The following is a 13,756-nucleotide window of genomic DNA, read 5'->3' as shown; positions in this document are numbered from 1 at the left end:
AAGAAATCATGAAGGTCAACCCCTCCGTCAAGCCCATCTGCGACCACTGCAAGGTCATCCGCCGCCACGGCCGCGTCATGGTGATCTGCAAGAGCAACCCGCGTCACAAGCAGCGCCAGGGCTGATCCTCCGACGGTGCTCAGGAACCCATCAGCGGTTCGCTCGGCCCGTCGACTCACAACTCACAACTCCATACACACAACGGCAGGATCAGATCCTCGCCATCGACCCCTCGACGAGCTCGGGGACCGAAGGCGGGGGGACACCTCGGGGCGGAGGCCCGGGCACCGATCCTGCTCCATACCTCCACCTACTCCTAGGAGAGCCGCATGGCACGTCTCGCCGGCGTCGACATCCCGCGTGACAAGCGCGTGGTCATCGCCCTGACCTACATCTACGGCATCGGCCGTACCCGCTCGAACGAGATCCTCACCGCGACGGAGATCGACGAGAACATCCGCGTCAAGGACCTCAGCGACGACCAGCTCGTCGCGCTCCGCGACTACATCGAGGGCACCTACAAGGTGGAGGGTGACCTTCGCCGCGAGGTCGCCGCCGACATCCGCCGCAAGGTCGAGATCGGCTCCTACGAGGGCCTGCGCCACCGCCGCGGCCTCCCCGTGCGCGGGCAGCGCACGAAGACCAACGCGCGCACCCGCAAGGGCCCGAAGCGCACGGTCGCCGGCAAGAAGAAGGCGCGCTAAGGCGCGGCCCCCAGGGTTTAGGAGAGCAGAGCAATGGCACAGGCCAAGACCGCCGCGCGCAAGCCGCGCCGCAAGGAGAAGAAGAACATCGCGCTGGGCCAGGCCCACATCAAGTCGACGTTCAACAACACGATCGTCTCGATCACCGACCCGTCGGGCGCTGTCATCAGCTGGGCCTCGTCGGGTGGCGTGGGCTTCAAGGGCTCGCGCAAGTCCACGCCGTACGCCGCCGGCATGGCCGCGGAGTCCGCTGCCCGCCAGGCGCAGGAGCACGGCGTCAAGAAGGTCGACGTCTTCGTGAAGGGCCCGGGCTCGGGTCGCGAGACGGCGATCCGCTCGCTGCAGGCCGCCGGCCTCGAGGTCGGCTCGATTCAGGACGTCACGCCGCAGGCCCACAACGGCTGCCGTCCCCCGAAGCGCCGCCGCGTCTGATCTTCCGGCCCTTCGACAGGCTCAGGGACCGGTCCCTGAGCCTGTCGAAGGGCTACCGCACGTTTCCGGATGCCTCGGCCCGAGGCATCCCCTGAGAAAAACTCAACACCTCACTCACCGCACGTGTCATATAGCGGGCACGTGATCGAAAGGAACACATAGTGCTCATCGCACAGCGTCCCACCCTGACCGAGGAGAAGATCGGGGAGTTCCGCAGCCGTTTCATCATCGAGCCGCTGGAGCCCGGCTTCGGCTACACGATCGGCAACGCGCTGCGTCGCAGCCTCCTCTCGTCGATCCCCGGCGCGGCCGTGACGTCGATCCGCATCGACGGCGTCCTCCACGAGTTCAGCACCATTCCGGGTGTCAAGGAGGATGTCACCGAGATCATCCTCAACATCAAGCAGCTCGTGGTCTCGAGCGAGCGCGACGAGCCCATCACGGCGTACCTCCGCAAGACGGGCGCCGGTGAGGTCACCGCTGCCGACATCTCCGCTCCCGCGGGCGTCGAGGTGCACAACCCCGAGCTCGTCATCGCGACCCTGAACGACACCGCGAAGTTCGAGCTCGAGCTCACGATCGAGCGCGGCCGCGGCTACGTCTCGGCGACGCAGAACCGCAACGAGTACGCCGAGGCCGGCCAGATCCCGGTCGACTCGATCTACTCGCCCGTGCTCAAGGTCTCGTACCGCGTCGACGCGACGCGTGCGGGTGAGCGCACCGACTTCGACAAGCTCGTCCTGGACGTCGAGAGCAAGCCCTCGATCGCACCCCGCGACGCCGTCGCGTCGGCCGGTCGCACCCTGACCGAGCTCTTCGGCCTGGCCCGCGAGCTCAACGTCGAGGCCGAGGGCATCGAGATCGGCCCCGCGCCGGTCGAGACCGTCCTCTCGAACGAGCTGTCGATGCCGATCGAGGACCTCGACCTGTCGGTCCGCTCGTACAACTGCCTCAAGCGCGAGGGCATCAACACGGTGTCGGAGCTCGTCGCCCTGTCCGAGACGCAGCTCATGAACATCCGCAACTTCGGTCAGAAGTCGGTCGACGAGGTCCGTGACAAGCTCACGTCGCTCGGCCTGTCGCTCAAGGACTCGGTCCCCGGGTTCGACGGCGCGCACTTCTACGGCGGCTACGACGACGAGACCCTCTGATCGGATGCCGCTGACCCGGCGGTGACGCCGGGTCCAAGCATCCGTCAGACCGACTTTCCCCACTGGAGTAACTGATATGCCCAAGCCCACGAAGGGTCCCCGCCTCGGAGGCGGCCCCGCCCACGAGCGCCTGCTGCTTGCGAACCTCGCCGCGGCCCTGTTCACGCACAAGTCGATCCAGACGACCGAGACGAAGGCCAAGCGCCTGCGTCCGCTCGCGGAGCGCCTGATCACGTTCGCGAAGCGCGGCGACCTGCACGCCCGCCGTCGCGTGCTCTCGATCATCGGCGACAAGGAGGTCGTGCACGTTCTCTTCACCGAGATCGCGCCGCTCGTCGCCGACCGTGAGGGCGGCTACACGCGCATCACCAAGATCGGCAACCGCAAGGGCGACAACGCCCCCATGGCCGTCATCGAGCTCGTGCTCGAGCCCGTGACCCCGAAGGCCAAGTCGGCCAAGAAGTCGGCCCCGGCCGCCGCTTCGGCTCCTGCTGCCGACGCCGCCGAGGACGAGGCCACCGAGGCCGTCGCCGAGAACGACGAGCAGGCGGATGCCGCCGACGAGATCGCCGCGGACGACACTGCTGCCGAGGCCGGCGCCGAGTCGCCCGAGGAGGGCGCTGCCGCCGAGGCCGCCGCTGACGACGCCGTCGTCGACGAGGCCGCCGCCGAGAAGTCCGAGTAACCCGAACGCTCGGACGCCGGGAGAATGACCCGGCACCCTTGCACCGCGAGACCCGCGAGCCCCTCTGGGGCCGCGGGTCTCGCCCTTTTTCGTCTGCGCCGGTGGCCGGCGTCGTCTGCGCCGGTGGCCGGTTTCGCCCGCGCTGGTGCCCCGCTTCTGCACCGCCGGTGCGGGTCAGGGCCGGGCGGGGGAGGGTGAGTCGCAGCAGCGCCTGCGACCAGCGGTCGGCCCGGAAGACCCGCTTCGCGCGGTCGGCCTCGGCCTGGGCGACGGCGTCCGCGACGACGTCGGCGAAGATCCGGCCGCCCTCAGCGCCGGGGTGGATGTGGTCGCCGGCCAGGAGATCCTGGCGCGCGGCGATCGCGCTCGACCAGTCTGCGACGACGGTGCCGGGATGAGCCGCGGCGAAGGCGGAGAGGTCGGCGTTGACCCCGGGGACCCATTCGCGGGGAGCGAAGGCGTTGACGAGCACGAGGTGCCGCTCGGGGCCGGCGATCTGCGCCATCTTCTCCAGGGATCCGCGGTCTACGGGCCCGTTGGTGCCGAGCGCGAGCACGACGAAGGGCTTCAGGCGGTCGGAGTCCCGCAGCGCCTGCAGGATGCCGGGTCCGGCCCACGTCGAACGCGAGACGGCGGCATCGACCTCGATGCCCGGGAAACGCTCGAGGAGTGCGGGCGCCGAGGCGAGCATGACGGAGTCGCCGACGGCGGTGATCTGATCGCCCGTGACGGGGGTCGGCGACGGTCCCGGGACCGCTCCGGGCGCCGGGACGGCGGGGGACGTCACGGTCGGCGTGGGATCGACGGCCTTCCGGGCGTCTCGCAGTGCATGGGCGCCGGCGGCGACGGCTGCCTCGCCCGAGGTGGAGTCGGGTGCGACGGCGATGGCGGCCGAGGTGCCCCCGAGCATCGCGGCGGCGAAGGCGACGGCAGCGATGGCGCGGAAGCGCGCGACGGGTGTGCCGGTGAGGCGCCTCCCGACGCCGGCGATGCTCGCGCGGAAGCCCCGCCGGCGGATCGGCGTCTCGACCAATCGGTACGAGAGCTCCGCCACCACGACGGTCAGTGCGAGCACCGAGAGGCCCGCCCACGGCGGCACGTCGGCGACCGATCCGCCCATGACGGCCAGGAGGACCACGAGGATCGGCCAGTGCCAGAGGTAGAGGCCGTACGACCGCGCACCCACCCACGTCAGGGGCGCGCTGTCGAGCGCGGGTCCGAGCCGTGAGCCCGGCCACACCGATGCCACGATCACGACCGCGGTGAGAGCGCTCGCTGCCAGCAGGACCCCCGGGAAGGTCGCCGGCGAATCCGACGCCGGGATCATCGCGACCGCGACGACGCCGGCCGCTGCGAGAGCTCCCGCGAGGCCGAGGCCGCGGCGCACGGCGGGGCGCAGCATCCACCCCGCCGGCGACACGAGGGGACGGTGCAGCACGAAGGCGAGGCCGACGCCGAGCAGGATTCCGAAGGCGTGGGTGTCGGTGCCGAAGTAGGCGCGGGTCGCATCCGTTCCGGTCGCGACGAGCACCGCCATCCATCCGGCCGACAGCGCCCCGAGGGCGAGGGCCGCCGCGGCGCGCCGGCGGGCCCGTGGGATGAGCAGGAACAGCGGCAGCGCGAGCGGCCACAGGACGTAGAACTGCTCCTCGACGGCGAGGGACCACAGGTTGCGGAACAGCTCGGGCGTCGCATCGGCGAAGTACCCGGTGCCCCCGGCTATCGAGGTCCAGTTGTAGCTGAAGGTCGCCGCCCCGAGCACCTGGTCGCCGAGCCTCACGAGGAGATCGCCGCCGACGAGCCATGCCGCCGTGGCGCACGACATGACGACGAGCGCGAGGGCGGGGAGGAGGCGCCGGGCGCGCCTGCGCCAGAAGTCGACGAGGTCGGTGCGGCCCGTGGCATCCCGTTCGCGCAGCAGCAGGGCCGTGATGAGGAAGCCGCTGATGACCAAGAAGACGTCGACGCCGATGAAGCCGCCGCGAACCCACGAACCGGGGAAGAGGTGGTAGATCACCACGAGACCGACGGCCAGCGCCCGGAGTCCGTCGAGTCCAGCGAAACGGGGCATCGATCGGGCGTCGTCAGTCATAGTCACGAAGAGGCGGGGGCAGCTTGTGGCGCCCAGCCAGTCTAGCCGCCGCGTCGGACGCCCCCGAGGCGCCCCGCGCATGGCTGCGCTCGTGAGCACCTCCGAATCCGCCGGTCACACCTGCATCAGGCGTCACACGCGGCTCTATCGGACGCCGGAGGCCTGCCGCTATCCTGAGCCCAGCCCCCGGGGGACGGGGGCCGTGGGGTTCAGGGAGACGCGTACGCGCATTTCCGGCGGTCGGACGGTGGAGTCCGACGAGGGCAGGCCGGCTGCGGCGACCACCGAATGGGTGGGCACACCGCGGCCCCGTCGGCGTGCCGGCCTGTCGATCTACTCGATCCTGCTGATCATGCTCCTGTCGGTCAGCGTGCTGTCGAGCATCGTCGTGGGCGTCATCGGCTACGTGAACGGCACGCAGGCGCTCCGGGCCATCGCGACCGAGAAGCTCGTGGAGATCCGCGAGAACCGCGCGCGCGAGGTGACGCAGCTCTTCGACACGATCCAGAACTCGGTCCAACTGAGCGCGATGAACGAGACGAGCAAGCAGGCCGCCGTCGAGTTCACGCAGGGCTTCGCTGCCCTGGAGGGCACGCCATTGGATGCCGAGGCATCCGTCGCCGTCGCGGACTACTACGACGACACCTTCGCGGCGCAGCTGTCCGAGGCGACCGGCGAGGACGTCGACGGAGCCGCCTTCGCCCCCAAGGACGACGCCGCCCGCTATCTGCAGGCGAACTACGTCGTGCCCTACGACAGCTGGGAGGACGCGATCCTCGTCGACGACGCCGGCGACGGAAGCGCATGGTCCGCGGCGCACGCGAAGTACCACGAGTACTTCCGCGCTCTCACCGAGGTGCAGCAGTACGAGGACGTCCTCATGGTCGACACGCGGGGGAACGTCGTCTACACGGCGTTCAAGGGCGTCGACCTCGGGACGAACCTGCTCGACGGGCCGTACCGCCTGTCGAACCTCGCCGACGCGTACCGCGAGGTGATGAGCCGCAACATCGTCGGCGAGGTTGTGCTGGCCGACTTCGCCGCCTACAGCCCGAGCGTCGGGAACCCGGCCGGGTGGGCGGTGACGCCGATCGCCGTCGACGACGAAGTGGTGGGGGCGCTCGCCATCGAGCTGCCGATCGACCGCATCAACGACGTCATGACGGTCGGCGGGGAGTGGGCGCACAACGGGCTCGGCGAGACAGGGGAGACCTACCTCGTCGGGCGCGACGGCACGATGCGGTCGATCTCGCGCGAGCTCAAGTCCGCGCCCGACTCCTATGCGAAGGCCGCCGTCTCGGCCGGGCTCTCGCCAGGCGCTGCGGCACTCAGCGTGCGAAACGGCGACACCCTGCTGCAGCAGACGATCCTGGGGAACGCACTCTCGCAGGCGCAGTCCGGAGAGGACGGCGCCCTCATCGAGCGCGACTACCTCGGGCGCGAGAGCATCACGGCGTACGCGCCGCTCGGGGTGGGGGACCTCGGCTGGACCATCGTCGCGCAGGAGACGTTCGACGAGGCGATGGCGCCCGTCGAGGACTTCACGCGCAACCTCATCCTGTCGACGGCGGGCATGATCATCTTCGTCTGCCTGCTCTCGCTCGTGCTGGCCCAGGTCTTCGTGCGACCGCTGCGGCGACTCAAGTCGGCGGCCCAGCGCATCGCGGCGGGCGAGGAGGGCGTGCAGGTCGACGCGGGATCGAGCGACGAGCTCGCGGACGTCGCGACGGCGTTCAACGACATGAGCCGCAGCCTGCAGGCGAAGTCGGCCCTCATCGAGCAGCAGGAGAAGGCGAACGAGAACCTCATCCTGTCGTTCATGCCCGAGGGCATGGCCGATCGCTACAAGCACGGCGACGAGGCGATCACTCAGGACAACGACGACGTCACGGTCATCTTCGCCGACATCATCGGCTTCGAGGAGCTCGCGCTCACGCTGTCGTCCGAAGAGGCCGTCACGAAGCTCAACGACCTCATCCGGATCTTCGACGAGGCTGCCGAGCGCTACGGCGTCGAGCGCGTGCGCACGACCCGCCAGTCGTACGTCGCGAGCGTGGGCCTCGGCACTCCGCGCGTCGACAACGCGCGGCGCGCGGTGGAGTTCGCACTCGAGCTGAACACCATCCTGGAGCGCTACTCCGCCCAGCAGGGCGTCGAGCTCGGGCTTCGCGCGGGGCTGGACTCGGGGCAGGTCACGAGCGGACTCATCGGTCGTGCGCGGATCGTCTACGACATGTGGGGGGATGCCGTGAACCTCGCGTACCGGGTGCAGGGCGACTACGACGAGGCCGGCATCTACATCACGCAGCGCGTCGCCGACCGCATCCCCGACACGATCGTCGTCGTGCCGGCGGGCGAGGTGTCGACCAAGAGCGGTTCCCAGCGCGTGTGGCGCATCGAGACGCACGTGCCGGTGGGCGAGGGCTGAGGCATCCCGTGATCGTGGCCCGGGCGGGAGCTGTGCGATGAGCGACATCGCGAACCAGCCGTGGTTCTGGCCCGCCGTCATCGTCTCGATCGGCCTGCCGCTCGTGCTCATCGGCCTGACCGAGTTCGCGAGCATGCTCGTGCGGCGGGGGAGCCGCGCCGCACCGATCGTGATCATGGTGCGCAACTACCTCGTGCCCGTCGCCGGGGTGCTCGTGCTGCTGAGCCAGCCGGGGGCTTGGGAGGGCTCGGGAACGTGGCCGAAGGTGATCTGGACGATCTTCGGGCTGCTCGTGATCGTCGTGACGATCAATGCGATCAACCACCTGGTCTTCCACCGGGCCGAGAAGGGGTCGTGGCGGGACCGGTTCCCCACGATCTTCAGCGACCTCATCCGGTTCGTGTTCATCGTGGTCGGCATCGCGCTCGTGTTCTGGTGGGTCTGGGATGCCGATGTCGCCGGCGTCTTCGCGGCCCTCGGCATCACCTCGATCGTCGTCGGCCTGGCGCTGCAGAACGCGGTCGGGTCGATCGTGTCGGGCCTCTTCCTCATCTTCGAGGCGCCGTTCCAGCTGGGCGACTGGATCGAGACGGGTGGCACCCGGGGGCAGATCGTCGAGGTGAACTGGCGGGCCGTGCACCTCGACACCGGGAACGGCATCGTCGTGATGCCGACCGCCGAGCTCGCGGAGGGCTCGTTCGTCAACCTGTCCCGCTCCTCCGACCCCTACGCGGCGAAGAAGGAGGTGCAGTTCTCCACCGACGATCCGCCGGCGCGCGTGCGGGCGCTTCTCGTCGACATCGCCCGCGAGATCCCGCTCGTCTCGCTCGACCGCGACCCGACGGTCAAGACCGTCGGCGCCGCGACCTACAAGATCTCGATCCCCCTGCAGTCGCCCGGCGACGAGGGCGGAGTGCTGGATGCCTTCACCACGCGCCTCTGGTACGCGGCGCGTCGCGCGGGCCTCCACCTCGACGGCGACCTCACCGACGAGTGGAACACCCGCGACCGGCTCCTCGCGGGCCTGCACAAGATCGCTCCCTCGCTGAGCCTGCGGCCGGACGAGGCGCAGGCGCTCGCCGAGACCGCGCGGCTCGAGCGCTTCGCCCAGGGCGAGGTGCTGCTGCGGCCCGGCGACATCCCGAGATCGACGCGGTTCATCATCGAGGGGCGGGTCATGCTCGGCGTGCCGACCGACTCGGGGTTCGTGCAGATCACCGAGCTGAGCCACGACGACGCCGTGGGGCTGACGGCGCTGACACGCACGCGGACCATCTCCCGGGCGGTCGCCCTGACCGAGGTCGAGGTCGTCGAGATCCCCGTCGCGGTGCTCGACGAAATCGTGCGCAGGCATCCGTCGCTCGCGCGCGAGGTCGTGCGCGAGAACGACAACCGCGTGCGCCTCGCCCGATCGGCGATGGAGGCCATCGGCGAGAAGCTCGACCCCACCCGCCGGGTCGTGGGCTGAGGCCGCAATAGGCTGATCCGGTGCGGATCCGGCTCGACATCGCCTACGACGGCACCCACTTCCGGGGCTGGGCCCGTCAGCCCGGGCTCCGGTCGGTGCAGGGGACCCTCGAAGACGCCCTCGCGCGCGTCCTCGGCGGAGACCCGCGGCTCGTCGTCGCCGGCCGCACGGACGCCGGCGTGCATGCGACGGACCAGGTGGCCCACATCGATCTTGACGAGGCGCAGGTCGCGCGCCTGACGGCGCGCCCGTCGCGCGGGGACGCGACAACCGGTCCGCCTCCCGAGCCCGCCGAGAGGCTCGCGGGCCGGCTGCGCGGAGTGCTCGGCGCCTACGCGGACGTCACGGTGCATCGCACATCGGCCGCCCCCGAGGGCTTCGACGCGCGCTTCTCGGCGGTGTGGCGCCGGTACGAGTACCGCATCGCGGACCGGACGGCCGGCTACGACCCGCTCGAGCGGCACCGCACGACGACGGTACGCGCAGTTCTGGACGAGGGGGAGATGGATGCCGCGGCCCGCAGCCTCATCGGGCTGCACGACTTCGCTGCGTACTGCAAGCCGCGCGAGGAGGCCACGACGATCCGGACCCTCCTCGAGTTCGACTGGCATCGGGCGCCCGACGGCGTTCTCGTGGCGAACGTCAAGGCCGACGCGTTCTGCCACTCGATGGTGCGGGCGCTCGTCGGGGCGTGCGTCGCGGTGGGCGAGGGCCGGCTCGACGTCGAGGATGCCGCGGCGATCCGGGACGCGGGGGAGCGCGTGCCGGAGGTCAAGGTGCTCGCGGCGCGGGGGCTGACGCTCACCGAGGTCGGGTACCCCGACGACGCGCTGCTGGCGTCACGGGCGGAGCAGACCCGCGCGCGGCGGGAGCTCGAGTAACCGCTACGACGCGCGCGTTGCGGCCGGGCCCACGGGAGCCCGGGTCCGCAGCGCCGGCATCAGGAGCCAGGGCGCGATGGTGGCCAGGCGCGCGAGGCCGAACCCGCAGAGGATCGCGATCGCCGTGACGGCGAACGTCACCGCGATGTTGACGGCGGCCGGCCAGTCGGGCTGGAGCAGTCCGAGCGCGAAGGCCAGCGGGGCGATCGCGAAGATGTGGACGAGGTAGATCGGCAGCGACGCCCGCCCGATCGACTGCACGACGTCGAAGGCGCTCGCGCGCGCGGCGTACTTGGCGAGGAGGATGGCGACGGCGACCGCGAGGCACTGGCCGAGGGTGACGAGCAGGGGCACCCGCAGGAGCGAGCGGAAGACGACGAGCGTCCCGGCGACGACGACGAAGCCGCCCGCTGCGACGAGCAGGGCCGACACGTTCGCCCGCGCGACGCCGCGCTTGAGCGGCTCGGCCAGGAAAACGCCCACGACGAAGAAGAAGAACAGGGCGCCGATGCGGTTCCACGCGATCGTGTGCGTGTTGACGAGCCCCGAGGTGAACAGCCCGGAGACGACGAGCGCGCCGCCGACCACGAGCCCGCGAGGCATCCGTCGCACCGTCCAGGCGACGAGCATGAAGAGGGCGAGCGCGTAGAGGAACCAGTAGAGGCTCGCCGGAAGCACGGGCAGAAGCACGAGCGACAGCGGATCGGCGGGCGGGATGTCGGTGTCTCGGGACGGAAGCGCGGGGAACGCCGTGAAGAGCGCGAACCTCAGGAGGGACCACAGCACGTACACATAGACGAGGGGGAGGAGGCGCCGCGCGGCGAGGGTCCGGAAGTCCCACTCGAGGATTCCCCGCGCGCCGAAGACCCCCGCCATGAGGAAGAACGCCGGCAGCGGGAAGAGTTCGAACACGGCCTTGACGCGGCCGAGGGTGTCGTCGATGCCGATGGCGCCGAGGAAGAGCGTCGCGTGGAAGTAGACGACGCAGATGATCGCCGCGCCGCGGACGAGGTCCGCCCAGCCGAGGCGTGCGCGGGCCGCCGGGACGGTCACGGCCTCACACTCCCACCGGCATCGCGGCGGCCACCCGGGCGGGCCGCTGGGGCATGCCGGTGAGAAGCCGCGATGCCCGGGTGTGCCGCACGACGAGCGCCGCCGCCCACGGCACGGCGAGGGCGATGACGAACTGCGCGATCTGCGGCAGCTCGAGCGGGTCGATCGCCCACAGGATGCCGGCGTGCGTCAGGGTCACCATGAACGTCGACTCGGCGAGGAGGCTCAGCGTCGGCGCGGAGTGCAGCCTCAGCGCCGTGACGACCCCGCGGAGCACCCACATGCCGCCCGTCACGATCGCGATCGCGAGCACGACGCTCACGACGGGCGTGCCGAACTCGACCACCTTGAGATCCACCGGCTGCACGAGCCCGAGGCCGAAGAGCACGAACGAGGCGATCGCGATGACCGCGCCACCCACGACCCGCCAGACGAGCGGGACGGCGCCCTCGAACCGGCGGACCGTGCGACCGGCGAGGAGGAAGACCATGCAGGCGAGTCCGGTCGCGGCGGCGAAGGGCACCATCCGCACGAGCTCGGGAGCGACGTAGGCGGGGACGAGCAGTGCCGCGGCGACGAGCCACTGCGCCCACAGCGGAAGCTTCGACACCGCCCAGTACGCGAGCACGAGCACGAAGAGCGCGGTCGAGAACCAGAACGCCCAGAACGGCTTGTCGGCCATGTACCGGCCGCCGATCACCTGGCCGACGACGAATCGCACGGTGTACTGGCCCGTCACGACGACCACGATGATGCTCCACACCACGAGCCAGAAGGCGTACGGGATGAGGAGCATCTCCGATCGCCGCCGGACCATGGATGCGAACGGGCGCGTCTTCCAGAGGTAGCCGGTAAGGAAGAAGAAGAGCGGCATGTTCCAGCTGAAGATGTAGGCGTGCGCCCAGTCGGTCATCCACCACACGTGCGCGACGACGACCGCCGCGATGCCGATGACGCGGAGGATGTCGAGCGTCACGTCGCGGCGCGACGGGGCGGGGATCGCTGCTGTGCTCACGGGCACCTCCGCGGAAGTCGGGGGACGTCGGCCGGCCGAAGGACTCGACGGGCTGCAGGCGCCGGCACGCCATGGACGGTCACCCTGCGGCCGAGGATAGCCCGACGTGCCGAGGCATCCGGGGCCCGTCACGGAGGTTTTACCTTCGCGTAATCGCCGTGTCCCGAGCCGTCCTCCGGAGCGCCGATGCGCCGCCCGCACGGTCTCCTGCGGGCACCCGGGGTAAGTCCAGGGTTTACCGCGACGAAACAGGCCCTTCACGTGCGCTCGTTAGAGTCGCCGCCATGCGCACCACCTGTCACGTCCCGCGCTGCACTCGTTGCAGTCGTCCACGGTGGTGCCGCGCGTGACGGCGGGGTACATGGTCGCTCGGAGCTCGGCCGTGCGCGACACCGTCCGCCACGGCGGCCTCTTCGTCGTCGCCGTCCTCTTCACCGGCATCATCACGGCGGCGCTGCTGCGCGCCGTCGACGAGCCGACGCTCGGCCTCGCCGTCGCGCTTCCGCTCGTCGCAGCGCTCGCCGTCGCGATGTTCCTCCTCCCCGTGCACTACCTCCCCGCGATCACGGTCGCAGTCATCGCGCTCGTTCCCACGCGGTTCATCCCCAGCTCGTCGCCGTTCAACGCCGTGCCCGTCCTCGCGATCGTGATGGGCGTCTGGATGCTGCGCCGCATCGTGCTGGGCCAGAAGCCGCGTGGCTTCGCCGACCTTCCGCCCCTGCGCGCGATCGGTCCCCGGCTCGCGGTGTACACGACCGGCGGGATGTTCACCGCGTGGCTCGTCTTCTCGACCATCCGCACGGGCGCCGGCGAGACGTCGGTGGGCTGGACGGCGGCGTTCGCCGCGAGTGCGCTGCTGCCGCTCCTCGTCTTCGACGCCCGCATCGAGGTGCGCCTGCTGCGCAGCGTCCTCCTGTGGGTGGGAGCGATCGCGGGCGCCAACATCGTCCTTCAGATGGTGACGGGAGGGCCCGCGCTCTACGCGTTGCTCCCGGGCGGCGGGAGCTTCGGGTTCGCGGTCTACCGGCCCCAGGGCGCCTTCAACCACCCGCTCTTCGCCGGCGCGTTCCTCACCATCCCCGCCGCGATCGGCATCGGGCAGTGGCTCACGACCGGCCGGAGGAAGCCGCTCATCCTCGGGCTGCTCGCGGCGGCGGGCATCGTCTCGACCGTGTCGCGCAGCTCGATCCTCGCCGTCGGCATCGCGCTCGGCATCGGAGCCGTCGTCGCCCCGTTCTTCCTGGGCTGGAAGAACCTCGGACGCTGGCTCTTCCTGCTCGCGCTTGGTGCCGTCGGCGCCGTCGCCGTACTGAACTTCGGGCCGCTCATCGAGCGCTCCGAGTCGATCGAGTCGCAGCTGTCGGCCGGCGTCCGCGAGCGGATCGTGCCGCTCGCCCTCACGGCGGCCGACTACTCCGACTGGATGGGCACCGGCCCCGGGACGTCGGGGCAGACGGCGCGCCTGTTTGACTCGATCATCATCGAGAACTCGATGCTGCAGCTGCTCATCAGCGTCGGGATCCCGGGGCTCCTGTTCTTCCTCGCGTTCCTCGGCAGCCTCATCTGGTGCGCGTGGGCCCGCGGCGACCTCGGCGTCGGCCTCGCCGTCATCGGGTACACGATCGCCATCACGGGCTTCAACTCGCTGGATGCCGTCCGCAACATGCACATCCTCATCGGCTTCCTCGCCCTCCTCGCCGTGCACGACGGGCTCGCCCCCGCCGCGCGCGCACCTCGCCCCGTCATCCGCTCCTCCGCCCTAGAGAAGACCTTGACCGCCGCGTGAGCGCCTGAACCCCCGCGTTCACGCGACCGCAGTCCCAGCGTCGGGACCCCAAGACCGACAG

General features: G+C 70.5%; 11 protein-coding genes and 1 pseudogene. 9 read left to right on the top strand and 3 right to left on the bottom strand.

Annotation, left to right across the window (positions count from 1 at the left end; all coding sequences use genetic code 11):
• Positions 1-8: 8 nt before the first annotated feature.
• From rpmJ to rplQ, 5 genes are all read left to right on the top strand, one after another.
• On the top strand, positions 9-125 hold the full coding sequence (gene rpmJ / locus G5T42_RS02935; protein WP_005050492.1) for a 50S ribosomal protein L36: 117 nt from the start codon (positions 9-11) through the stop codon (positions 123-125).
• Between the two features lie 204 nt (positions 126-329).
• Positions 330-704 (top strand): 30S ribosomal protein S13, encoded by a 375-nt coding sequence (rpsM, locus tag G5T42_RS02930; protein ID WP_133540895.1) that lies wholly within the window; start codon positions 330-332, stop codon positions 702-704.
• 33 nt (positions 705-737) lie between these two features.
• Positions 738-1,136: a 30S ribosomal protein S11 gene (gene rpsK / locus G5T42_RS02925; RefSeq protein WP_056117708.1), complete on the top strand. Its 399-nt coding sequence runs from the start codon at positions 738-740 to the stop codon at positions 1,134-1,136.
• Between the two features lie 161 nt (positions 1,137-1,297).
• Positions 1,298-2,287, top strand: a complete 990-nt coding sequence (locus G5T42_RS02920) for a DNA-directed RNA polymerase subunit alpha (protein ID WP_165125202.1) — start codon at positions 1,298-1,300, stop codon at positions 2,285-2,287.
• Between the two features lie 76 nt (positions 2,288-2,363).
• Positions 2,364-2,972: a 50S ribosomal protein L17 gene (gene rplQ / locus G5T42_RS02915; RefSeq protein WP_165125199.1), complete on the top strand. Its 609-nt coding sequence runs from the start codon at positions 2,364-2,366 to the stop codon at positions 2,970-2,972.
• Positions 2,973-4,032: 1,060 nt separating this feature from the next.
• On the opposite strand, the pseudogene G5T42_RS17540 reads toward rplQ, so the two are convergent.
• A pseudogene (locus tag G5T42_RS17540) lies at positions 4,033-5,043 on the bottom strand (acyltransferase); the annotation flags it as partial.
• Positions 5,044-5,356: 313 nt separating this feature from the next.
• On the opposite strand from G5T42_RS17540, the gene G5T42_RS02905 reads away from it, so the two are divergent.
• From G5T42_RS02905 to G5T42_RS02895, 3 genes are read left to right on the top strand one after another with little or no spacing between them, the layout of a single operon-like run.
• The gene (locus G5T42_RS02905) at positions 5,357-7,492 is read left to right on the top strand and encodes an adenylate/guanylate cyclase domain-containing protein (RefSeq protein ID WP_206535698.1); all 2,136 of its coding nucleotides are present in this window, start codon (positions 5,357-5,359) and stop codon (positions 7,490-7,492) included.
• Positions 7,493-7,529: 37 nt separating this feature from the next.
• Entirely contained in the window at positions 7,530-8,960 is a 1,431-nt protein-coding gene (locus tag G5T42_RS02900) for a mechanosensitive ion channel domain-containing protein (protein ID WP_165125193.1), read from the top strand.
• Positions 8,961-8,980: 20 nt separating this feature from the next.
• Entirely contained in the window at positions 8,981-9,841 is an 861-nt protein-coding gene (locus G5T42_RS02895) for a tRNA pseudouridine synthase A (protein WP_165125190.1), read from the top strand.
• 3 nt (positions 9,842-9,844) lie between these two features.
• On the opposite strand, the gene G5T42_RS02890 is transcribed toward G5T42_RS02895, so the two are convergent.
• Positions 9,845-10,894 (bottom strand): acyltransferase, encoded by a 1,050-nt coding sequence (locus G5T42_RS02890; protein WP_165125187.1) that lies wholly within the window; start codon positions 10,892-10,894, stop codon positions 9,845-9,847.
• 4 nt (positions 10,895-10,898) lie between these two features.
• Positions 10,899-11,909, bottom strand: coding sequence for an acyltransferase family protein (locus G5T42_RS02885; RefSeq protein WP_165125184.1), 1,011 nt, complete (start codon positions 11,907-11,909; stop codon positions 10,899-10,901).
• Positions 11,910-12,270: 361 nt separating this feature from the next.
• Here G5T42_RS02885 and G5T42_RS02880 point away from each other — a divergent pair, with 361 nt between their 5' ends.
• The gene (locus tag G5T42_RS02880; protein ID WP_165125181.1) at positions 12,271-13,695 is read left to right on the top strand and encodes an O-antigen ligase family protein; all 1,425 of its coding nucleotides are present in this window, start codon (positions 12,271-12,273) and stop codon (positions 13,693-13,695) included.
• Positions 13,696-13,756: the final 61 nt, after the last annotated feature.

It is taken from the genome of Microbacterium sp. 4R-513, assembly GCF_011046485.1.
Classification (GTDB): Bacteria; Actinomycetota; Actinomycetes; order Actinomycetales; family Microbacteriaceae; genus Microbacterium.
Note: the sequence above shows the minus strand (reverse complement) of the source record. Positions and strands in the feature narration are given on the sequence as shown.

Bases quoted from the DNA above. Each gene is read 5' to 3' on its own strand.
- rpmJ (WP_005050492.1), top strand. From the start codon at position 9: ATGAAGGTCAACCCCTCCGTCAAGCCCATCTGCGACCACTGCAAGGTC.
- rpsM (WP_133540895.1), top strand. From the start codon at position 330: ATGGCACGTCTCGCCGGCGTCGACATCCCGCGTGACAAGCGCGTGGTC.
- rpsK (WP_056117708.1), top strand. From the start codon at position 738: ATGGCACAGGCCAAGACCGCCGCGCGCAAGCCGCGCCGCAAGGAGAAG.
- rplQ (WP_165125199.1), top strand. From the start codon at position 2,364: ATGCCCAAGCCCACGAAGGGTCCCCGCCTCGGAGGCGGCCCCGCCCAC.
- G5T42_RS02900 (WP_165125193.1), top strand. From the start codon at position 7,530: ATGAGCGACATCGCGAACCAGCCGTGGTTCTGGCCCGCCGTCATCGTC.
- G5T42_RS02880 (WP_165125181.1), top strand. From the start codon at position 12,271: ATGGTCGCTCGGAGCTCGGCCGTGCGCGACACCGTCCGCCACGGCGGC.